The organism is Cryobacterium soli, assembly GCF_003611035.1.
In the GTDB taxonomy this organism is placed as follows: domain Bacteria; phylum Actinomycetota; class Actinomycetes; order Actinomycetales; family Microbacteriaceae; genus Cryobacterium; species Cryobacterium soli.
This window is the reverse complement of the sequence record NZ_CP030033.1, coordinates 2060022-2081612: the sequence shown is the minus strand read 5'-3', so window position 1 is coordinate 2081612 and position 21591 is coordinate 2060022. Positions and strand designations below refer to the sequence as shown.

The 21591-nt window shown below is 65.6% G+C and carries 21 protein-coding genes; 14 read left to right on the top strand and 7 right to left on the bottom strand.

Features of this window, described 5'->3' with window-relative positions; all coding sequences use genetic code 11:
* The first annotated feature begins 97 nt into the window (after positions 1–97).
* The 5 genes from nrdH (at position 98) to nrdF (ending at position 4853) form a co-directional block, all read left to right on the top strand.
* Positions 98–331 carry a glutaredoxin-like protein NrdH gene (nrdH, locus tag DOE79_RS09495; RefSeq protein ID WP_066592430.1) on the top strand — a complete coding sequence of 78 codons (234 nt, stop codon included), beginning with the start codon at positions 98–100 and terminating at the stop codon, positions 329–331.
* Positions 332–409: 78 nt separating this feature from the next.
* The gene (nrdI, locus tag DOE79_RS09490; RefSeq protein ID WP_120338292.1) at positions 410–871 is read left to right on the top strand and encodes a class Ib ribonucleoside-diphosphate reductase assembly flavoprotein NrdI; all 462 of its coding nucleotides are present in this window, start codon (positions 410–412) and stop codon (positions 869–871) included.
* 35 nt (positions 872–906) lie between these two features.
* Positions 907–3012, top strand: a complete 2106-nt coding sequence (gene nrdE, locus DOE79_RS09485) for a class 1b ribonucleoside-diphosphate reductase subunit alpha (RefSeq protein WP_120340256.1) — start codon at positions 907–909, stop codon at positions 3010–3012.
* A gap of 46 nt (positions 3013–3058) precedes the next feature.
* Positions 3059–3886 carry an NUMOD3 domain-containing DNA-binding protein gene (locus tag DOE79_RS09480; RefSeq protein ID WP_245977251.1) on the top strand — a complete coding sequence of 276 codons (828 nt, stop codon included), beginning with the start codon at positions 3059–3061 and terminating at the stop codon, positions 3884–3886.
* The gene (gene nrdF / locus DOE79_RS09475; RefSeq protein WP_066592434.1) at positions 3879–4853 is read left to right on the top strand and encodes a class 1b ribonucleoside-diphosphate reductase subunit beta; all 975 of its coding nucleotides are present in this window, start codon (positions 3879–3881) and stop codon (positions 4851–4853) included. Before DOE79_RS09480 ends, nrdF begins: the two co-directional genes overlap by 8 nt.
* An 88-nt stretch (positions 4854–4941) precedes the next feature.
* On the opposite strand, the gene DOE79_RS09470 is transcribed toward nrdF, so the two are convergent.
* Both DOE79_RS09470 and DOE79_RS09465 read right to left on the bottom strand, forming a co-directional pair.
* A complete protein-coding gene (locus DOE79_RS09470; protein WP_120338291.1) occupies positions 4942–5982 on the bottom strand; it encodes a hypothetical protein in 1041 nt (346 codons plus the stop codon).
* Complete coding sequence (locus DOE79_RS09465; protein WP_120340254.1) at positions 5975–8257, bottom strand: FAD-dependent oxidoreductase; 2283 nt, start codon at positions 8255–8257, stop codon at positions 5975–5977. The genes DOE79_RS09470 and DOE79_RS09465 overlap by 8 nt, the downstream gene beginning before the upstream one ends.
* Before the next feature lie 168 nt (positions 8258–8425).
* Here DOE79_RS09465 and DOE79_RS09460 point away from each other — a divergent pair, with 168 nt between their 5' ends.
* Positions 8426–9766 (top strand): MFS transporter, encoded by a 1341-nt coding sequence (locus DOE79_RS09460; protein ID WP_220094307.1) that lies wholly within the window; start codon positions 8426–8428, stop codon positions 9764–9766.
* Positions 9767–9855: 89 nt separating this feature from the next.
* The gene (locus DOE79_RS09455) at positions 9856–10563 is read left to right on the top strand and encodes an IclR family transcriptional regulator (RefSeq protein ID WP_245977249.1); all 708 of its coding nucleotides are present in this window, start codon (positions 9856–9858) and stop codon (positions 10561–10563) included.
* A 20-nt stretch (positions 10564–10583) separates the two neighbouring features.
* Here DOE79_RS09455 and DOE79_RS09450 read toward each other — a convergent pair whose 3' ends face one another.
* Entirely contained in the window at positions 10584–11618 is a 1035-nt protein-coding gene (locus DOE79_RS09450; protein WP_120338290.1) for a GTP-binding protein, read from the bottom strand.
* Positions 11619–11665: 47 nt separating this feature from the next.
* Here DOE79_RS09450 and ykgO point away from each other — a divergent pair, with 47 nt between their 5' ends.
* From ykgO to DOE79_RS09430, 4 genes are all read left to right on the top strand, one after another.
* Positions 11666–11788 carry a type B 50S ribosomal protein L36 gene (gene ykgO / locus DOE79_RS09445; protein WP_120338289.1) on the top strand — a complete coding sequence of 41 codons (123 nt, stop codon included), beginning with the start codon at positions 11666–11668 and terminating at the stop codon, positions 11786–11788.
* Between the two features lie 164 nt (positions 11789–11952).
* Positions 11953–13329 (top strand): FAD-binding oxidoreductase, encoded by a 1377-nt coding sequence (locus DOE79_RS09440; protein WP_245977247.1) that lies wholly within the window; start codon positions 11953–11955, stop codon positions 13327–13329.
* On the top strand, positions 13326–14672 hold the full coding sequence (locus DOE79_RS09435) for a class I SAM-dependent methyltransferase (protein ID WP_120338287.1): 1347 nt from the start codon (positions 13326–13328) through the stop codon (positions 14670–14672). Before DOE79_RS09440 ends, DOE79_RS09435 begins: the two co-directional genes overlap by 4 nt.
* A gap of 76 nt (positions 14673–14748) precedes the next feature.
* Positions 14749–15030: a helix-turn-helix domain-containing protein gene (locus DOE79_RS09430; protein WP_162942691.1), complete on the top strand. Its 282-nt coding sequence runs from the start codon at positions 14749–14751 to the stop codon at positions 15028–15030.
* A gap of 57 nt (positions 15031–15087) precedes the next feature.
* On the opposite strand, the gene budA is transcribed toward DOE79_RS09430, so the two are convergent.
* Positions 15088–15819: an acetolactate decarboxylase gene (gene budA / locus DOE79_RS09425; RefSeq protein ID WP_245977245.1), complete on the bottom strand. Its 732-nt coding sequence runs from the start codon at positions 15817–15819 to the stop codon at positions 15088–15090.
* Positions 15820–15858: 39 nt separating this feature from the next.
* Positions 15859–16788, bottom strand: a complete 930-nt coding sequence (locus tag DOE79_RS09420; RefSeq protein ID WP_120338285.1) for a hypothetical protein — start codon at positions 16786–16788, stop codon at positions 15859–15861.
* Between the two features lie 177 nt (positions 16789–16965).
* Here DOE79_RS09420 and DOE79_RS09415 point away from each other — a divergent pair, with 177 nt between their 5' ends.
* Positions 16966–18396: a protein kinase domain-containing protein gene (locus DOE79_RS09415; RefSeq protein ID WP_245977243.1), complete on the top strand. Its 1431-nt coding sequence runs from the start codon at positions 16966–16968 to the stop codon at positions 18394–18396.
* Positions 18397–18575: 179 nt separating this feature from the next.
* Entirely contained in the window at positions 18576–19136 is a 561-nt protein-coding gene (locus DOE79_RS09410; protein ID WP_120340250.1) for a universal stress protein, read from the top strand.
* Between the two features lie 14 nt (positions 19137–19150).
* On the opposite strand, the gene DOE79_RS09405 is transcribed toward DOE79_RS09410, so the two are convergent.
* Complete coding sequence (locus DOE79_RS09405; protein ID WP_120338284.1) at positions 19151–19444, bottom strand: PLDc N-terminal domain-containing protein; 294 nt, start codon at positions 19442–19444, stop codon at positions 19151–19153.
* A 229-nt stretch (positions 19445–19673) separates the two neighbouring features.
* Between DOE79_RS09405 and DOE79_RS09400 the strand changes: the two genes are divergently transcribed.
* Entirely contained in the window at positions 19674–20318 is a 645-nt protein-coding gene (locus DOE79_RS09400; RefSeq protein ID WP_120338283.1) for a ScbR family autoregulator-binding transcription factor, read from the top strand.
* 28 nt (positions 20319–20346) lie between these two features.
* On the opposite strand, the gene DOE79_RS09395 is transcribed toward DOE79_RS09400, so the two are convergent.
* Entirely contained in the window at positions 20347–21561 is a 1215-nt protein-coding gene (locus tag DOE79_RS09395; RefSeq protein WP_120338282.1) for an LCP family protein, read from the bottom strand.
* Between the last annotated feature and the right edge of the window lie 30 nt (positions 21562–21591).

Below are 21591 nucleotides of genomic sequence, written 5' to 3'. Positions count from 1 at the left end.
GTGCATTTCCACCACATTTCCATCACGTCTTCACCACGGTTTTTGCTCAGCTTTGCCCACGGACCTGAACGACGAGAACGATACGAGAGGCCTCTCCATGGCAATCACCGTTTACACCAAGCCGTCCTGCGTGCAGTGCACCGCCACCTACCGTGCGCTGGACAACAAGGGCATCGAGTACAACATCCTCGACCTGTCGGCCGACGAGAACGCGCTCGAAGCCGTCAAGGCGCTCGGTTACCTGCAGGCGCCCGTCGTCATCACCGACGAGGACCACTGGTCGGGCTTCCGCCCCGACAAGATCAACGAGCTCGCCGCCCGCCTGGCGTAACGATCACCGCGCCTGGGGGGCGCCGCCCGCCGAAGGCCCGACGAGGGCGTTCGCACAACTCGCACGAAAAGGGGACCCATGCTGCTTCAGGCTGATTCCACTCGCGAGTCCACCGCCGGTAGCGCTGGCTCCGCCGCGGTCGACATCATCTATTTCTCGAGCCTCTCCGGCAACACCAAACGGTTTGTCGAGAAGCTCGGGCGGCCTGCCGCCCGCATCCCGCTCTACCCCAAGGATGCGCCGCTCGTCGCGGAGCGGCCCTATGTGCTCGTCGTGCCCACCTATGGCGGCGGCATCGAGGGGTCTGCGGTACCCAAGCAGGTCATCCGTTTTCTGAACGACGAACGAAACCGTTCACTCATCCGCGGCGTCATCGGCGCCGGGAACACAAATTTCGGTGAGGCGTACTGCCTCGCCGGGGACATCATCGCGCAGAAGTGCGGTGTGCCTCATCTGTATCGCTTTGAAGTATTCGGCACACCGGACGACGTAGCCACCGTTCACGAGGGATTGGAAGAATTTTGGAAGCAACAGCCGTGAAGGTCACCCCGATCAGCCCGCCGTCAGGCCTGGACATGGACTATCACTCCCTGAACGCCATGCTCAACCTGTACGGTCCGAGCGGGGAGATCCAGTTCGACAAGGACCGCGAGGCTGCCCGGGAGTTCTTCCTGCAGCACGTGAACCAGAACACGGTGTTCTTCCACTCGCTGCGCGAGCGCCTCGACTACCTGGTGGAGAAGGAGTACTACGAGCAGGCCGTGCTCGACATGTACAGCTTCGAGTTCATCACCCGGCTCAACGACCTGGCGTACTCCAAGAAGTTCCGCTTCCAGACCTTCCTCGGCGCGTTCAAGTACTACACCTCCTACACGCTGAAGACGTTCGACGGCAAGCGTTACCTCGAGCGCTTCGAGGACCGCGTCGTGATGACCGCCCTCGGCCTGGCCCAGGGCGACGAAAACCTCGCGGTCGCCCTCGTCGAGGAGATCATCGCCGGCCGCTTCCAGCCGGCCACGCCCACCTTCCTCAACTCCGGCAAGGCCCAGCGCGGCGAGCTCGTCTCCTGCTTCCTGCTCCGCATCGAAGACAACATGGAGTCCATCTCCCGGGGCATCAACTCCTCGCTGCAGCTGTCCAAGCGCGGCGGCGGCGTGGCCCTGCTGCTGTCCAACATCCGTGAGTCCGGTGCGCCGATCAAGCAGATCGAGAACCAGTCCAGCGGAATCATCCCCGTGATGAAGCTGCTCGAAGACTCCTTCAGCTACGCCAACCAGCTCGGTGCCCGCCAGGGTGCCGGCGCGGTGTACCTGCAGGCGCACCACCCCGACATCATGCGCTTCCTCGACACCAAGCGCGAGAACGCCGACGAGAAGATCCGCATCAAGACCCTCTCGCTCGGTGTGGTCATCCCCGACATCACCTTCGAGCTGGCCAAGAACAACGAGGACATGTACCTGTTCTCCCCGTACGACGTCGAGCGCGTCTACGGTGTGCCGTTCGCCGACATCTCGGTCACCGAGAAGTACCACGAGATGGTCGACGACCCGCGCATCAAGAAGTCCAAGATGAAGGCCCGCGACTTCTTCCAGACGCTCGCCGAGATCCAGTTCGAGTCCGGCTACCCGTACATCATGTTCGAAGACACCGTGAACGAGGCGAACCCCATCAAGGGCCGCGTCAACATGTCGAACCTGTGCTCGGAGATCCTCCAGGTCAACACCCCGACCACGTACAACGAGGACCTCTCCTACGACACCATCGGCAAGGACATCTCCTGCAACCTGGGCTCGATGAACATCGCGCTGGCCATGGATGCGCCTGACTTCGGCCGGGTCGTCGACACCGCCATCCGGGGACTCAGCGCCGTCTCCGACCAGAGCCACATCGCGTCGGTGCGCTCGATCGAGAGCGGTAACGACAAGTCGCACGCCATCGGCCTCGGCCAGATGAACCTGCACGGCTACCTCGCCCGCGAGCGGGTGTACTACGGCAGCGAAGAGGGCATCGACTTCACCAACATCTACTTCTACACGGTGCTGTTCCACGCCCTGCGTGCCTCCAACAAGATCGCCATCGAGCGTGGCATCACCTTCGAGGGCTTCGCCGATTCCACCTACGCCTCCGGTGCCTTCTTCGACAAGTACACCGACCAGGTCTGGGAGCCGGCCACCGCCCGCGGCGCCGAGCTGTTCGCCAACTCCAACGTCGAGATCCCCACGCAGGCCGACTGGGCCGAGCTCAAGGCATCCGTCATGGAACACGGCATCTACAACCAGAACCTGCAGGCCGTGCCGCCGACCGGGTCGATCTCGTACATCAACAACTCGACCGCGTCGATCCACCCGATCGCCTCGAAGATCGAGATCCGCAAGGAAGGCAAGCTCGGCCGCGTGTACTACCCGGCGCCGTTCATGACGAACGACAACACCGAGTTCTACCAGGATGCCTACGAAATCGGCTACGAGAAGGTCATCGACACCTACGCCGCGGCGACGCAGCACGTGGACCAGGGCCTCTCGCTGACCCTGTTCTTCAAGGACACCGCCACGACCCGCGACATCAACCGCGCGCAGATCTACGCGTGGAAGAAGGGCATCAAGACGATCTACTACATCCGTCTGCGCCAGATGGCCCTCGAGGGCACGGAGGTTGAGGGTTGTGTTTCCTGTGCGTTATGAGTGAGTTCGCTGTGAGCCGCCTGAGCATATAGAGAAGGGCACAAACGTGAGCCTGGCGAAGTCGCCGCTTCCGGGAAGTATCATCGGTGTCATTTATGGCGTCCGACTCGAGACATCTCCGGAGTTCCGCTACGTCGGGCTCACGACCGCCAGCATTCGCCGGCGAATGCAACAGCACAGGCGAAAAGCTGAGATGGGCGTTCGCAACCCGTTTTACGACTGGCTGCGCAAAGCGCCTACCGAATTCGTCTATGTGCAGTCGCTTCAGGTAGTGACTAGCACTCTGGAAGACCTCGGCAAGGCTGAGGTGTTGTGGATAGCGAAACTGCGGGCACAGGGTGACAGGCTTCTCAATCTCTCGGAAGGGGGATTGGGTCCGACCGGAATCGAATGGTCGCTAGAGCAGCGGGAGGCCGCGCGAATACGCTCCACGGGCCGCTCGATACAGCCACGCTATGGAGTGGACAACCCGATGTATGGTCGGAGCCACTCTGACGAGCAGAGGGCCCGTTGGAGCGAATCTCGGAAGGGCACTCATACAGGTGCAGACAACCCCAACTTCGGTAAGTTTGGATCAGATCACCCAGGCTTCGGCCATACGATGTCGGACGAGGCGAAGCTCATTCTGGCGGCCAAGCGTCGAGGTCCGTTGAATCCGAATTTTGGTAAGACAACCAGTGCTGAGACCATTGCAAAATTATCGGCCGCAACCAAAGGCATTCCGCAGCCGAAGAGTAAACGCAGTGCTCATACCCGGTATCACACCAACAAGGGCGTGTTGAAGCCCGAATGCAAGTACTGCGTCGAAGACTCGGCTCAGATCTCGACAAGCTCGATCAACGACGTATCACCAAGAGGAAAAAAACATGATTGACAAGCTCAAGCTCGTCTCCCACGTTGACGCGATCAACTGGAACAAGATCGAAGACGAGAAAGACGTCGAGGTCTGGAACCGCCTCGTCAACAACTTCTGGCTGCCCGAGAAGATCCCGCTCTCCAACGACGTGCAGTCCTGGAACACCCTCACCCCGGTTGAGCAGCAGCTCACCATGCGCGTGTTCACCGGCCTGACCCTGCTGGACACCATCCAGGGCACCGTCGGCGCCGTGTCGCTGATCCCGGATGCGATCACCCCGCACGAAGAGGCCGTCTACACGAACATCGCGTTCATGGAGTCCGTGCACGCCAAGAGCTACTCGTCGATCTTCTCGACGCTGTGCTCGACGAAGGAAATCGACGAGGCGTTCCGCTGGTCGACCGAGAACGTCAACCTGCAGAAGAAGGCGTCCATCGTGATGGACTACTACCAGGGCGACGACCCGCTCAAGCGCAAGGTCGCCTCGACCCTGCTCGAGTCGTTCCTGTTCTACTCGGGCTTCTACCTGCCGATGTACTGGTCGAGCCGCGCCAAGCTCACGAACACGGCCGACCTCATCCGTCTGATCATCCGGGATGAAGCGGTGCACGGCTACTACATCGGCTACAAGTTCCAGAAGGGCCTCGAGAAGGAGACCCAGGAGCGTCGCGACGAGATCAAGGATTACACCTTCAATCTCATGTTCGAGCTCTACGAGAACGAGATCCAGTACACCCAGGACCTCTACGACGAAGTCGGCCTGACCGAAGACGTCAAGAAGTTCCTGCACTACAACGCCAACAAGGCCTTGATGAACCTCGGCTACGAGCCGATGTTCCCCAAGGCCGTCACCGACGTGAACCCGGCGATCCTCTCGGCCCTGTCGCCGAACGCCGACGAGAACCACGACTTCTTCTCCGGGTCGGGCTCCTCGTACGTCATCGGCAAGGCCGTCAATACGGAAGACGACGACTGGGACTTCTAATTCCCTAGATCACTTAGAGGGCGGATGCTTCGGCATCCGCCCTCTTCGTGTATTCGGGCGCCCGTGGCTCGTGCCACCTGCCGACACGTCACGGCAAGGCGGCCAGTGCCGTGCGGGCGAGCGCATCATTGCCGCGTTCGTTCGGGTGAACGTGATCCGCTTGCAGGTGATGAGCCTTGTCCCAGAAACCCGCCACGTTCGGGTCGGCGACCCGACAGCTCGGAAACGCGGCCGCCGCTTCGTCCGCGAGAGCGTTGAACGCATCAAGCGCCTCGTCCGAGCCATGCGGGAATGCCGTCGATGCCGCGTAGTCGGCCAAGTACGGTTCCTTCATCAGCAGGACGACCGGTGGCGTGGGCGACTGGACGAGGAGCGAGCTCAGAGCCAGCGGGGCGGTACCCTCCGCGTAGCTGAAGCGAACGCTATGACCACGCATTGCCGGCGGCAGGCGGTAGGCGACGGGCACCCAGAGTGCGGACTGGACGCACTGGTCTCCCAGGGAAAAGGACTCGGCGGGGCATCCGGGATCCGTGCGGTCTGTGACCGAGACCGTCGGGCCGCCGCTCGTGCTCATGCCGGCGAACACCAGGTACGCGTCATGATCCGGTGCGGCGATGTCTACCCAGGCGCCAGGAGAGGACGTGTCGCGCCACAGCGTCGGCGGCCGGTCGCCGTGGTCCGTTGGGCTGCGCCACACGCCGCCGAACCTGAACGTCGCCGCATCGGTGACGTCGCGACGCGATTCAGCATTCACGACGGTGAGGAGGGCGTGCAGGGCATGGCGTGCCGTGGTGATGTCGGCGGGCGCGATCCCGTTCAGACGCGCACTGTTGATGAGGCCCTGGATGATGACCACCGCCGATCCGCTGGCAACGTCACGGTGGTATTCACCGAGCGCTCGCGCTGCGGCATCCCTCATCGAGCTTCCACCGACGGCTCTGTTCAGTGCGTTCTCTTGTCCGCCGACCGCCGTCGGGTACGCCAGGCCGAGCTCGGCGGCAACCTGTCGCGCGTAATACCGCGTTTCGTCTGCCACACCCTGCTCCGCCAAGAACGAATGGCCGTAGGTGAGAACCTCGGGGCGGAATGCCGCGCCTACGGCCTGGTTCCTGAACGCGTGCTCACGCATAAGCCTTGATCGCACTGACCATGAACGTCGGGCTTCCATTGGTGCGCGTGGTGACCAGCCGGAGGCCCGTGGTGCTGACAGCCTCGAAGGTATGGATGCGGTGTCGGTGGTGGTTCGCGACCACGTCGGCCACGGGTCGCCACTCGCGAGCATCCGCCGGTCCTGACGCCACCTCGAGGCGGTAGTCCGCCACGAGTTCCGGCACGACCTCGAATTCGGTCCGATGGTGGTGCAGGTTGATGAGGTCCTCGTCGACGTCATCGTTGAAGACGATTCGCACGGAGCTCACGGTGACCGGTGCTGCCCAGTCGACCTGCACCCACTCGACCGCTTCTGCCCCGGCTTCCGACGTCGCCGGAGGAGCCGCGGAGGACCACATATGGGGCCCGGAGTACGGCCGTTGAAAACCATCCGACACGTGACCGGGGGCATACGCTGTGGTGCTCGGGCCGGCAGAGAAGACGAATCCACGATGGCGCAGGGCTGCTGCACCCCACTCGACGATCGGCTGATTCGCCTGATCGGGGATGTGGTCGTCGAATTCCGAATCGGCGGCCGTTTTGGCGACGAGTGACATCACACCGTACGGACGCTCGTCGGCAACGAGGAGGGACACTCCCGGATGAGCGCGGACGACGACGACCGCGTTCTGGGGCTCGGACGGTTCCCAGGGCAGATGCCCGCGGACCACAACCCCTGCGCCGGCGGGCACCGGCGCCTGGGTGGTGAGGACGTGGTTGATCGGCACGTAGTTCTGGGGCTGTCCGGTGTCCCAGAGCTCGATCTGCAGAGACGTCGACTCCGTGGCATTGACGGTGAAATCGATGTAGTCGAGACGGGGCTCGACCGGGAGCACGATGGCGATATCGCGGTCCAGGAGGAAAGTCTCGACGGCCGCTGCCGCGGGGATCTCCAGGCGGTCGAGGGTGCTCGACGCGGTGACCGTGGCACTGGTGACGAGGTCCAGCGGGTCGTCGACGCGTGATCCGACAACGGAAGCATCGGTGCGTGCGAGAGTCTCGCGGAGCAGCTGGAGGTGGGTGGTTCCGATGTCCCGGGGAGTGACGCCGAGGGATGACGCCAGCGCCGCGGCCGTTCCCGCGGCCTGGCCCAGGGTTGCGCACGTCGCCATCACCCGGGTGGAGCCGAAGGCGACGTGGGAGGCGGAGATGTTGCGACCGGCGAACAACAGGTTGTCGACGTTGTGCGAGTACAGCGTGCGGAAGGGAATGTCGTAGACACCGTTGGAGTACTTCTGCAGCGCGCCGGCGGTCTCCGCGTAGACGCCCTCGACCGGATGGAGATCGATCGACCATCCACCGAATGCGACGGCGTCATCGAACTGCGTCTGCTCGAGGATGTCATTCTGCGTGAGGGTGTAGTCGCCGACGAACCGGCGGTACTCGCGTTTTCCGGGGATGGAGCCGACCCATTCCAACGTCAAGTTGTCGGCGTCGAATTTGCCGGAGTTCTTGATGTAGTCCCAGATGCCGTAGGCCACGCCCCAGAGTTCGTCGCGGATTACTTCGTTGTCGCCGACCGTGTCCAGTTCACCGCCCCACTCGATCCACCAGTAGTCGCAGCCGTTGTCGCCGGTGCGAATGATCCGGTTGGTGAGAATCGGCGTCTGCGAGATGTCTTTCGCAATGCTCGGCGGCACGAACTTCTCGGGGCGTCCCGCGTCCTTCGTGTAGAAGAACAGGCTGCTGCCCAACAGTTCGTCGTCGGCATGTTCCGGTGCCCACTCCTCACCGTAGGTGTCGCGAGACTCACGACCGATGCGGAAGTCAGCGCCGGCGAGTGCGCCGACCAGGCCGTCGCCGGTACAGTCGATGAAAATGGGGGCGTCGAATCGGGTGAGGATCTCTGAACCCATGGTCCAGCCGGTCACGGCTGTGATGCGAGCGCTGTCGTGCTCCCCGAGTTCGACATCGCGCACGTCCGTGTTCAGATGCAGAGTGAGATTCGGCTCGGCTCTCACCAGATCGAGTACCGTTTGATCCCAGTAGTAGGGGTTTCCTTCTGGGTTGCGAAACTGGTTCTCGAGGAACAATTCGCCCATGAGGCCGGTTTCGCGTGCGAAACGCTGTCGACCGTGGGCCGTTGCGCCCACCACCCAGACGCGGATCTCACTGGACGAATTGCCCCCGAGGACGGGGCGGTTGGTGATGAGTGACACCCGCGATCCCATTCGGGCGGCAGCGACCGCCGCCGACACTCCGGCCAGTCCGCCTCCAATAACCACGACGTCACTGGATTCATTTCTCTTGCGCATCAGCACTCCCAATCGGCGGGTTTCAGTCCCGCATCCTCCGACTCGAGGATGCCCAAAATTACCACACACCGGAAAAGCTATGTCACTCAGTGGTTATTTGTTCTCACTTGGTGGTAACTTGTAGTCGCCATTTGGCGCCCATGACAAAGATGCGTGAGGAAATGAAAATTGATTGATCCAACCACCACAGAAGCGGCGGCCTCGAGCACGCCGGAACCGGTCCTGTTGTCGGACGCGGAGCGCTCCCGTCAACTCAGGAAAGCGATTGGGGCCGCCGGCATCGGCCATTTCGTCGAGTGGTTCGACTTCGGGCTGTACGGCACCCTGGCCACAGTGATCAGCCTCAACTTCTTCCAGCAGGGCAACGCCCAAGCGGCAGTCCTGGCCGCGTTCGCGGTGTTCGGAGCCGGATTCGTCATGCGCCCCATCGGCGGCCTGTTCTTCGGCTCCCTGGGTGACCGGATCGGTCGCAAGACGATTCTCGCTGTCGTCATCCTGGTCACGTCCGGCGCCACGTTTGTGATGGGACTACTCCCGACCTTCGGTGCGATCGGGCTCTGGGCTCCGATACTCCTCGTGCTCGTGCGTCTCATTCAGGGCTTCGCCGCCGGCGGCGAGAGCTCGGGCGCCACCACGCTGCTCTTCGAATACGCTCCGGCGAACCGTCGGGGATTCGTGACCAGCTTCATCGACGTGTTCGGCTTTGCCGCCTTCGTCGCGGGCGGTGGCCTGGTGCTATTCCTGACCGCCGTCATGACGCCCGACGATCTCAACAACTGGGGCTGGCGCCTCCCGTTCCTGCTGGCGGCACCGCTCGGCCTGGTGGGCCTCTACATGCGCAGTCGCCTGGAAGACACTCCCGAGTTCCTTGCCATCAAGGCCAAGGGCAGCCTGGAACGCTCACCGCTGCTCGCCTCGCTGAAGACGTCCTGGCGGGCGCTGCTCTTCTGCGTCGGTTTCGTCGTGCTCAAGGCCGTGGGGCACTGGATCCTGCAGACCTTCATGCCGTCCTACCTGCAGACCGACCTCGGCTACACGCGGCCGGTCAGCTATGCAGTGACCGTCATCGGTCTCGCCGCCATCGTCGTGCTCGTCCCGTTCATGGGGCTGCTGTCCGACAAGGTCGGGCGCAAACCGGTGATGATAGCCGGATGCGTGGGCTTCCTGGTGTTCACCTATCCGACGCTCATGCTGATGAATGCCGGCAATTTCCTGGCCGCGACATGCGCGATGGTGCTCCTCGGGGTGTTCATGGCGGCATTCGACGGAGCTTCCAGCGCGGCTATGGCAGAGTTGTTCCCGACGAGCATTCGGTACGGGAGCATTTCCATCGCGTACAACCTGGCGGTTGCGTTCTTCGGTGGCATTACCCCGCTCTTCGCCGCATTCCTCATCGCCAGTACGGGAAACACATTTGCTCCCGCGTTCTACGTCATGGCCGCGGCGCTCACATCGCTGGTGGTCGTGCTCCGAGCTCGCGAGACAGCACACAAGCCATTACCTTCCTAGACGGAGACCACGTGCCAGCAGAGATCAACCAGAGCATCGGACGCGCCGCGGCAGTTCTGTCTGCACTCGGCGAGTCGAAGACTGGGTCTATGCGGGCATCCGATATCGCTCGGGCCATCGGTCTGGGCGCATCGACCACCTCGAGACTGTTGGGAACGCTGGAGGAGCTCGGGTACGTCCGCAAGGAGCCGGATGGGCTGAGTTACCACATCGGGATGGCCATCGTTGCGCTCTCCAGCCTGGCGCTCAATCAGAATCCAGTACATCGTGAATCGCGGGTTGCCGCTCAGGACCTTGCCCAGCGCACGGGCCTGAGCGTCAACGTCGCGGTGCGTGACGGGGCTGGTCTCGTCTACCTCTGTCACTTCGAGGGACCTCTGGCTCCCAAGGCGCACACGATGGTCGGGATGAGCCAACCGATGCACGGATCGGCGTTAGGGAAATGCCTCATGCTCGACATGACCGAAGACCAGCGAATCGCGCTTCTCGGTCCCACGCTTCCGAGCTACACGGCGAACACCATTGCTTCGCACCAGCAGCTCACGAGTGACTTGCGTGAATCGGCCAGGCTCGGCCGGTGTACTGAGATCGAGGAACTCGCCCTCGGCCGGCTGTGCGTCGCCGCACCGATCCGAGACTCCTCCGGCACCATCGTCGCCGCTATCTCGGTGTCGGGGCGTTTGAGCGTCATGCGAAGCCATGACGTGGACGCCTTGTCCGAAGAGGTCATCGAAGTCGCCGATCGGGTCAGCATCGGACTGGGCTTGATCACGGCTATTCCTGCGCTCAAGCGCTAACGGCGGTACCCGACGTTTCCCTAGGCGTCGTCCCTGTCCAGGTCCCAGGCTGGGAACGGGTCGGCCAGGCTCCTCCACTCCAGGGGTCCGCCGATGAACTCGCGGTCGTCGAGCAGGCAGGCATCGAGGTTGGCGGTGAGGGTGGCGGCATCGAGATTGCGGCCGAAAAAGGCGATCTCTTGGCCCCAGGGGGAGTCGGGGTCGTGACTGCCCATTCCGGTCGGCTCGAACTCGATGGTCGGGCCGGCGCTGTTCCAGGAGCCGACGACGTGAGGGCGGGTCGCGAGGCGGAAGAGTCCGCGTGATCGCAGGATTTCACCCGACTGGGCGGATCTGTCGCTGAGAAAGTCGGCCAGCCGGCCCGGGTGGAACGGACGCGGATCGCGGTAGACGACGCAGCCGAGACCGGTGCGGCTGGACGCCAGCAGGCCCTCGCCGTTCAGCTGCCGGATCCAGCCGGGGCTCTGCTGCAGCCAGTGCAGCATGTCTTCCCGCGGCGGCAGCCACGGGCTGACCGCGCTGCGTCCGTGCCGGGCGAAGACGACGTGGCTGGACGGGTTGAGCAGGCGCACGAAGTCGCGCAGGTCTGCGCAGTCGGCCGCGCTGGCGAGGTCGGTCTTGTTGATCACCACCACGCTGGCCCACTCGATCTGCTGCACGAGGGCATCCGCGACGGTGCGGTCGTGCTCACCGTGCGTGACGCAGGGAACCGGGGGCTCGGGCGCGAGCCTGTCGCTGCGGATGTCCCGCCAAAAGCTGGAGGCGTCGAGCACGCTGACGAAATTGCCCAGACGGATGGCGGCGGTGCCGGGTCGGAGGGCCGGGTCACCGGCCGCGATGACCGAGATGGCGACATCCACCGGGGCGGCAGAGGGGTGCACCTCGAGCATGACGTCGGTCGAGGTGTTGGCGCTCGCAATGGCGAGGCCCACGGTCTCGGGATCCGATGCCTGCAGGCCGATGTTCCTTCGCCCGCTCGCCCGGGCGATGGAGGTCTTGCCGGCGCCGGGCAGTCCGCTGACAAGGTTGACGGTGAGGAATGAAGTCGGTGTCATGGCTGTTACTCTAATTGATATTCATTCTCATCAAGGAAGGTGTGGCCATGAAGGTCCGCAATTCGCTCCAAGCCCTCAAGAAGCTCCCCGGCGCCCAGATCGTGCACCGGCGAGGCCGGGTGTTCGTGATCAACAAGAAGAACCCGCGCCTGAAGGCCCGACAGGGCTGAGCCGTGCCGATCGGTGCATAACTCCTGCCATTCGCCCGCGCACCTATCCAGCACCCGCGGGAATACGAGGGCGCGGCCGGGCCGGTGCCGAAATTGCAGGAGCTCTGCGACGGGGAGGGTGGATGCCCGTCGCGGGCGGGGCGACCGCGGGCTATCGTGTGGGCGTGCCCGCTCTTGTCGATGCGAAGCGCGCTCATGCCGTTGGCGTGGAGCGCCTTCTCGAGAGCTATCGGGACGTACCCGACGGTGCCCCGATCCGGCTGGCCAAGCCCACGTCGAATCTGTTCCGGGCACGCGTCAACACCAGCGAGCGGGGCCTGGACACCTCCGGGCTGACCGGCCTCATCGCAATTGACGCAGAGACACGAACAGCCGACGTGGCCGGCATGTGCACCTATGAGGACCTCGTTGCCGCGACCCTTCCGTCTGGACTGGCACCGCTGGTGGTGCCTCAGTTGAAGACCATCACGCTCGGCGGTGCGGTCACCGGCCTCGGCATCGAGTCGACGTCGTTCCGCAACGGCCTGCCGCACGAATCGGTGCTGGAGATGGACATCCTGACCGGCGCCGGCGAGGTGCTCACCGCATCCCCACACGAGCACTCCGATCTGTTCCAAGCCTTCCCCAACTCGTATGGAACCCTGGGCTACGCGGTGCGCTTGCGCATCGCACTCGAACCCGTCCAACCGTTCGTCGCGATCAGCCACGTGCGCTTCCACTCGCTCCTCGACCTGGTCAGGGCCATGCAGGACATCATCGAGACCGGGAGCTTCGACGGGGACCGGGTCGACTACCTCGACGGCGTGGTGTTCGGCACGGCGGAAAGCTATCTCTGCCTCGGCCGGAAGACCGGTGCGCCCGGGTCCGTCAGCGACTACACCGGCCAGCAGATCTACTATCGCTCCATCCGGCACGACACCGGGGTGACGGATGACCGCCTCACCGTCCACGACTACCTCTGGCGGTGGGACACCGACTGGTTCTGGTGCTCGGAGGCGTTCGGTGCACAGAATCCGCAGATCCGCAGGCTCTGGCCACGACGCTACCGGCGCAGCAGCGTCTACGGGAATCTGATGAAATACGAACAACGGTTCCACATCGGCGATCACATCGAGAAGATTCGCGGCCGACCACCACGCGAACGCGTCGTGCAGGACATCGAGGTGCCGATAGGGCGATGCGCTGATTTCCTGGACTGGTTCCTGGACACCGTGCCGATCACGCCGATCTGGCTGTGCCCTCTGCGGTTGCAGGGCGAGAACAGCTGGCCGCTCTACCCGATCCGGCCCCGGCAGAGCTACGTGAACGTCGGCTTCTGGTCCACGGTGCCGGTCGGCGCCACCGAAGGGGCGACGAACCGCCTCATCGAACGCAGGGTCCGCGAGCTGGACGGGCACAAGTCGCTGTACTCCGACTCCTACTACTCCCGGGAGGAGTTCGACGAACTCTATGGCGGGGACAGCTACCGGGCCGTGAAAAACACCTACGACCCTGATTCCCGGCTCCTCGACCTCTATGCCAAGGCGGTGCAACGACGATGACCACGTTCAAGGACCGCTCGACGACCTCGCCGTCGCCGGCGGTAACGACGGGGAAAGCGAGAACGGCGGGGAGGTACTCACTCGCCGAGGTGCTGGAGATCTTGGCCGGCGGTCGGCTTCCGCTGCGGTTCACCGCCTACGACGGGAGTTCCGCAGGACCGCCTGACGCGTCGTTCGGACTGGACCTGAAGACCCCGCGCGGCACGAGCTACCTCGCCACCGGCCGTGGAGACCTCGGTCTCGCCCGCGCCTACATCGCCGGCGACCTCGATATCCGCGGTGTGCACCCCGGGGACCCCTATGAACTGCTCAAAGCCCTCGCCGACAGCCTCATCTTCATCCGCCCACCGGTGCGGACGATGGTCGACATCATCCGCTCCGTCGGCGTCGAACACCTGCGCCCGATAGCGCCGCCTCCCCAGGAAGCTCAGCCCCGATGGCGCAGGATCGCCGGGGGACTGCGGCACAGCAAGACCCGTGACGCGGAGGCGGTCCACCACCACTACGACGTCTCGAACACCTTCTACGAGCTGGTGCTCGGGCCGTCGATGACCTACACCTGCGCGTGTTACCCCCGCGGGAGCGCCTCACTCGAGGAGGCGCAGGAGAACAAGTACCGGCTCGTCTTCGAGAAGTTGCGGCTGACACCGGGCGACCGGTTGCTCGACGTCGGATGCGGCTGGGGCGGCATGGTGCGCTACGCCGCACGCCGTGGCGTGCGGGCCACCGGTGTGACGCTGTCGACCGAGCAGGCCGGGTGGGCGCGTCGCGCCATCGCAGACGAGGGCTTGAGCGACCTGGCCGAGGTTCGGTACGGCGACTATCGCGACGTCACGGAGACGGGATTCGACGCGGTGTCCTCGATCGGGCTGCTCGAGCACATCGGCCTGCGCAACTATCCGTCATACTTCGGCTTTCTGCAATCCCGGCTGCGCCCCGGCGGGCTGCTGCTCAATCACAGCATCACCCGGCCCGAGAACCGAAAACTGCCCGAGGCGCGCGGTTTCATTGATCGCTACGTCTTCCCCGACGGGGAGCTCACCGGATCGGGCCGGATCATCAGTGATGCCCAGGACATCGGCCTGGAGGTGCTGCACGACGAGAACCTGAGACCGCACTACGCGATGACGCTGCGCGATTGGTGTGCCAACCTCGTCGAGCACTGGGATGAGGCGGTCGCCGAGGTCGGGCTCCCCACCGCGAAGGTGTGGGGTCTGTACATGGCAGGGTCTCGGCTCGGGTTCGAGAGCAACGGCATCCAGTTGCATCAGATTCTGTTGACCAGGCCGGGCAAGCAGGGCGGTGTCGGCGAGCTGCCGTTGCGGCCGTGGTGGACGCCCTGAGTCGACCTGCTGGGTGGTGCAGCGTGTTGGCACCGCTTCGTTCGGGCAGGGCCGGGCGGCGGCCTACGCTGGGGGAATGTCTCGCACCATGCGCCTGAAGCCCAATGAGCTGGTCACGGCGTGGCCGGATGGGCCCGCCAGCGACGCGATCGGGGAGGTGGCCCGAGTGTTTGCGGCCAATCTGCGCCGGGCTATCGGGGAGAGAAGCATTCGAAGCGCCGCGGAGGCCTGCGGGATGAACCACGCGACCCTGATCGGGATTCTGGAGGGCCGGGCCTGGCCAGACATGGAGACCATCGCCAAGCTCGAGCGCGGGCTGGATGTGGCGCTGTGGCCCGGGTACCAGACCGCGTCCTGACGAGCTTCGGGTGTGATGGTTGATCGCCCCATCGTTGATCGAGCTTGTCGAGCTCCCTCAGCGGCGGTTCTCGGCCTGGTCGACCTGGGCGGCGAGGTCGTCAGGGCTGAGCTCGGCGTTCTTGAACTCGGCGGTGAGCGGCAGCTCGAGATGCAGGTCGGTGCCGATACAGATGTCGATGGTGCCGGAGAGCAGGGCGAAATCGAGCACGTGGCCGCCGTGTCGATGCGCGGCGTCGATGTAGTGAACGTGGCCGCCTGGCACGCCGATGCCCTGCCCGTAGAGCGGGGTGCGGAATCCGGCGACGACGCCGGCCGAACGCCCGAATTCGATCGTCTTTTCGCCCCGGATGGCCTCGTTCATCGGTCGGTAGGGCTTCTCCTGTCGCTCGACGGCCCGCACCCGCACCCAGTCGAACTCACCCGTGAGCCGCACCGCATAGAGGTAGTTCGATGACTGCATGGTCTCGTTGATGAGCGCCACCGCCTCGTCCCGGGTGATCGGTTCGTCGACGCGGATGCTCACACTGGGCACGAACTCCGTCACGACCGCGAACGGGGTGAGGTCGTCGGCCGCGGCCGGCGTCACCGTGCCGTCGGCGCGCATCCGGTAGCAGACGCCGTCGAGGATGAGCATCTCGCCGTCGAGCGCGTTGAACGTGCCCAGGCCGAAATCGCCGTGCTCGAGCAGGGTGGCCACCGTGGTGTCACCGTCGTAGATGCCGTCGAGCAGCGCGCTCATCAGGCTGGTCTGGTAGACGAGGTGGCGGCCGGCGGGGGTCTGGTCCACGGGGTACTCCTTCTCCGGTGCTGGTGCTCGCGGTGCCGGTTACTGGGCGGGGATCAGTTCGGGCACCCGGCAGTCCTGGCCGTGCGCGTAATTCAGGCAGGCGTCGAAGACATCGGGGTACGGGTCGGTTCCGCCGGGGCCGAACCAGGCCGTGTAGAACAGCCAGAAGTTGAGGTTGCCGTGGGTGGAGCATCCGTCGCCGTCACTGTCGGGGTCGGCCAGGGCGGCCTCGTTCGGCTGGTACGGCGTGTAGTTGTACAGGTTGGCGGTGGCCTGATTCTGGATGTCGACGGTGCTGGCGCCGCACTCGGCGTCGGGGTTGTAGCCCACGTCGACGGCGCCGATCTTGTAGGCGCGATCGGGCTCCTGGGTGTACTGCCGGAACTGCCAGGCCGCGTTGTAGACCTGGTTGAAGAAGCCGAAGTAGTCCGCGTTGCAATCGGCGGTGTCGGGGCAGCCGTAACCCGTGGCGCGCAGGTACCCGGACTCGGTGGGGCGGCTGAGCAGCGACTGCTCCTTCTGCAGCAGCACCAGCAGCACGCGGGGGCTGATGCCGCAGGCCTCGGCGACCTTGCTGAGGATGCGGCTGGCGTGCTCGTTGGCGGCACCGGTGTACGCGGCGCAGTGGCCGGCGCCGGCGGCCGGCACGTCGGTGGTGGTCTCGCGGTACTCCCAGAGGCAGGGGGAGGAATCGGTGCGGATGCAGCTGCGCGACTGCAGGAAGGTCTCGATTTCGGCCTCGGTCATGGCCGCGGCGTTGTAGAAGCTGTAGTCGCTGAGGATGCGGCCCGGTTCGAATCCGGCGAGGTCGATCGTGTCCGTCGCGACGGGGACCACCGGTGCGGCGGCGTCGGCGGTAGCCGGCTCCGCGCGGACGGCCGACGTGATCAATGCGGCCCCGCCCAGGATCACGATGAGAAGCGCGGCGGTGGCGAGCGCGGACAAACGGTGGCGCTCGAAGAACCTCATTGTTCGACACTAGCGAAGCCGCAGGGCGGGCGGGTGGGAGGCGCCTGCGAGAAGCCGGCGGTCGCGGCGGCGGCGAATGTATTACGGCCACCTAACGATTGCCGAACCGGGCCCCGGCCGGCACACGAACGGGGGTGCCGCGCCGGATAAGATTGCTCGTCAGGAAAGGCGGAGAACGTGCCGGAGAACGGGGCAGCGACAGGTTTGCTGCGCGGGCGGTACCGGCTGATCGAGCTCATCGGCCAGGGCGGAATGGGTGCCGTCTACAAGGCCACCGACGAGTTCCTGGGCCGCAACGTGGCCATCAAGATCTTCCTCGCCAATGCCACGGCTCCGGCCGATGTGCGCCGCCAGGAGGACGAGGTCAACATCCTCGCCTCGCTCAGCCACCACAGCCTCGTCACCCTGCTCGACGCCGCCGTCGATCGCAGCGATCCCACCCGGCCGCGCATCTACCTCGTCATGGAGCTCGTCGAGGGTGCCGACCTGCAGCGCAAGCTCGCCCGCGGTCCCCTTCCTGTGCGGCAGATCGCTCAACTCGCCTACGACCTCGCTGAGGGCCTGGAGTACATCCACTCCCGCGGGGTGGTGCACCGCGACATCAAACCGGCCAACGTGCTGCTCGTGGACTACAACGGCGACAACTCCCGCACCCGCGCGAAGCTCACCGACTTCGGCATCGCGCTGCTCGCCGAGTCCGAGCGGTTCACCGCTGAAGGTTCCGCGACCGGCAGCGCCCACTACATGAGCCCGGAGCAGGCCACGGGCGACCCGGTCGGCCCGGCCAGCGATGTGTACGCTCTCGGCCTCGTGCTGCTGGAGTGTTTCACCGGCGTGGTCGCGTTCCCCGGCGCCGCCGTGCCCTCCGCGCTGGCCCGGTTGATGAACGACCCGGAAATTCCCGCTGCCGTGCCGGCCGCTTGGGCCGGGCTGATCGGAGCCATGACGGCTCGCGACCCGCGCGACCGCCCACTCGTGCACGACCTGGTTCTGGCCCTGCGCCAGCTGATCATCGGTGCCTCCGGCCGCCACCGCGCCGGCGTCCCCGTGCAGCTGGCGGCCACCCGGCCCATCGTGCGGCCCGGCGCCCCCGAGTCCTCAGACGAGGAGGGCCGCATGACGGCGGTGCGCCGTTACGATCTGTTGGATACCCCGCCGGACGGTGCCTTCGACCGCATCACCGCCCTGGCGGCGCGAATCTTCCAGGTGCCCATAGCGCTCGTCAGTGTGGTGGACTACGACCGGATCTGGTTCAAGTCCCGGCACGGCCTCACCGTGGAGCAGATCGACCGCGACGCGGGCCTCTGCGCCTCGGCGATCCTGCAGGCCGAACCGTGGGTGGTCACCGATGCCCGGAGCGACCCGCGGGCGCTGGCGAACCCGCTGGTTGCCGGTGAGATGGGCCTGCAGTTCTACGCCGGCGTGCCGTTGACCTCCCGGGATGGCCACAATCTCGGTGCGCTCTGCCTGATCGACTACGTGCCGCGCGAGTTCACACCCGCCGAGCAGGCCACCCTCACGGACCTCGCGGCGATGGTGATGAGTGAACTCGAGTTGCGGCTGGACAGCCGCCAGGCTCTCCTCGGCGGCCGGTCGCTGCTCGGCTGACCGCTCTGACGGCCTGCCGGGACGCTCCCATGCTTGGTCCGGCCGGAACGGCCAGGCCGGTCGGGGCCGGAATTTGCGGCCGGAAACATGCCGCGCTCTTCCGGCGGCCGGCGCCGAGCGGTTGAATGGGGACACCACCGGAAGTCGGAGCGACCGCCTTCTGCGTGCGGGAGGTCATCATGGATGCTGACACGGGCACAAGCGACAGCGCTGCTGGGCGAGAGCCAGGGACGCAGGCGGAAACGGGGGACGCGGCCGACGTGCACGCCGAGGCCGCGGCGCAACCGGCCCAGGAGCCCGGTCCCCGCGCGGGCATCGTGGTCGGACACGACGGTTCGGCCGATGCCGACCGTTCCCTGGCGGTGGCCCTCGACCTCGCTGCCGGACTCTCGGCACCCGTGACGATCGTGCGGGCCTGGTCGATCGACACCGCGCCCCGGCCGGCGAACTGGGAATTCGGTTACGTCTCGTCGTATTCCGACTACGCGGCCGCGGTGCGGAGCCGGCTCACGGCGGATACCCGGGCGGCCGTGACGGCTCATCCGGGCGTCGACGTCGAGTACCGGGTGGCGTTGGGTGCGCCGGCCAAGACGCTCATCGAGGTGTCCAGGGGGTCCCGGATGCTCGTGGTGGGCTCGCGGGGGCGCGGCGGCCTGGCCGGGATGCTGCTGGGCTCGGTGAGCGAACAGTGCGTTCGGCACGCGGACTGCCCGGTGCTCGTGGTGCGACCGCGGGCGTGACGCCCGAGCGGGCGTCAGCCCATCTGCAGGCGGTTGCCCACGGCGAACCAGGCCAGCGCGCCGAAAACGGGCGCGAAGACCACGGCCAGTACCCAGCGTGACCGGGCCGGTTCGCTGAGGTGTACGGCCTGGGCCACCTGCACGAGGGCCGCCACCACGAGCGCGATCGCGCCCAGCGCAGCCAGACCGAGGAGGGTCAGGCCGATCAGGGCCGCCAGCTTGGCACCGTCGACCCCGGCGCCGTCGAGCACGTTGCTCCGCTCGGGGAGCGCCCCCGCGGTTTCGATAAACGTCCTGATCACTGTCATTCGTCGGTTTCCCCTCGATCCCGGCAGATGGTGCCCGGCGTCAACGCGGGGCGGTCGTGCGGTGCTGCAGTCGTGCTGTGCTGGATGCTGTCGGCCGGGAGAACAGGTTCCCCCCGGAATATTCGCCCGGCCTCCCGAAAGCATACCAAACGGTATGATTCAATGTCGGACGATGACGCAATCGGTCCTGGCGCCTCCCCCGGATGCCCGTCTCGACGCGAGGAGCATCATGACCAGGCAGGCCCGTGCCGTGGAAACCCGTGCGGCGATTATCCGTGCCGCCGCCGACGTCTTCGGCGTGCGCGGCTACGGTGGCGCCTCGATGGCCGATATCTGTGAGGCTGCCGGTCTAACCAAGGGCGCGCTGTACTTCCACTTCGACTCGAAGGAGGCGCTGGCCTGGGGGGTCATCGACGCCCAACACGAGCGGGCGCTCGCGCTGGGCGACGACCTGCTGCACAGTGACCAGCCCGGCCTTCACGTCTTGATGCGCCTGACCTTCGAACTGGGAAAGCAGGTGCGCGACGACGCGGTTTCGCGTGCGGGCATCCGTTTGACCATGGAGTCGAGCAGTCTGTCGACGCCCGTCGTGACCCCCTACGAGGACTGGATGGCCGCCTGCGAGCTGTTGCTGCGCCGGGCGATCCTCGACGGCGACGTGCGCGACGACCTGGACGTGACCGCCGCCGCGCATTTCATCAGCCCGGCGTTCACCGGGGTGCAAGTGGTCTCCGGGGTGCTCACCGGCCGCGCCGACCTCATGCAGCGGCTGGTGGAGATGTGGTCGTTCGTGCTGCCGGGGCTGGTCGTGCCCGAGCGCTGGGAGCAGTTGCGCCCTCTGGCGCAGGAGATGGCCGACCGCTGGGGCCGGTGAATCACCTGGTCCGGTGACGCGCCGCGGCTCAGCCGCTGAAGGCCTGGGCGCAGGACTGGTCCTCGGCAGTCCGGCCGGTGAGCCCGCTCAGCACCTCGGGTGCGGCCTCGACGACCGGCGCATCCGCTTCCACCGGAGCCTCGGCGTCGGTCGTCGGCTCGTCGGTGGGCTCCGGCTCGTCTGCGGCCAGGGAGAACGGTTCGTCGGCCAGGATCTTGGCGAACATCGTGTCGGCCAGGTCTTGCAGCGGCACCACCTTGTTCGGGAAGTTCGGGTCCTCGGTCGTGCCGGGGTATTGCACGAAGACCAGGCGGGACAGATCGATGTCCTTGAGCGCCAGGGCCATCGACACCATGGTGTCGGTGTGGGCGAGGTTCGTGGACAGCTTGATGTTGGTGGCCGCTGCGGTGGCGAGCGAGAACAGCTTGGGCAGATCGGTGAAGGTGCCGTCGCCCTGAACGGTGCGCATCAGGGAGGCCAGGTAGATCTGCTGCGAGGAAATGCGCGACAGGTCGCTGCCGTCGCCCACGCCGTGGCGGCTGCGCAGGAACGCCAGGGCTGTGGAGCCCGAGACGACACTCGTGCCTGCGGGCAGGTTGAGGTCGGCGAGCGGGTCGTCGATAGCCTCGGAGAGGCAGATCGGCACGCCGCCGACGGCGTCGCTCATGCGCACCACCCCGTCGAACGAGGCCAGGCCCGCGAAGGGGATCTCCAGCCCGGTGAGTTTCTCGATCGTGGTCACCACGCAGGGCAGGCCGCCGCGGGACATGGCCTCGTTGACGGGCCGGGCCGACATCGAGCTGTATTCCTCGCCGGTGTTCATGTCGGTGCAGCTGGGGTGCGCCACGATGAGGTCGCGTGGGATGCTCACCACGACGGCATTGGTGTGGTCGGCGGAGACATGCACCAGGATGTTGACGTCGTTGAGCGTGGAGTCACGTTCGCCGTAGGCACCGCCCTGCTCGGAGTCGTTGTCGACCCCGACGATGAGGATGTTGAAGCCGGTCTCGTAGCTGCCGATCGAGGGAGCCGCGTCGGGCACATCCGTGCCGTTGAGGTCGATGGAGTTCGCCGTGACGGTACTGGTGAACTGCCAGAAGGCGAGCCCGGCCACCGCCACCCCGCTCACCAGGATCACGGCCAGGCTCAGGGCCACGAACGCGAGCGCCGTGCGCACCGGTCGAGCAGGTGTCAACCGGCCATGGCGGGCGATCCCGGTGTGTTGCTGCCGTGGTCTGGACATGGTCGGACCCCCTCTTCTTGCCGAACCCGG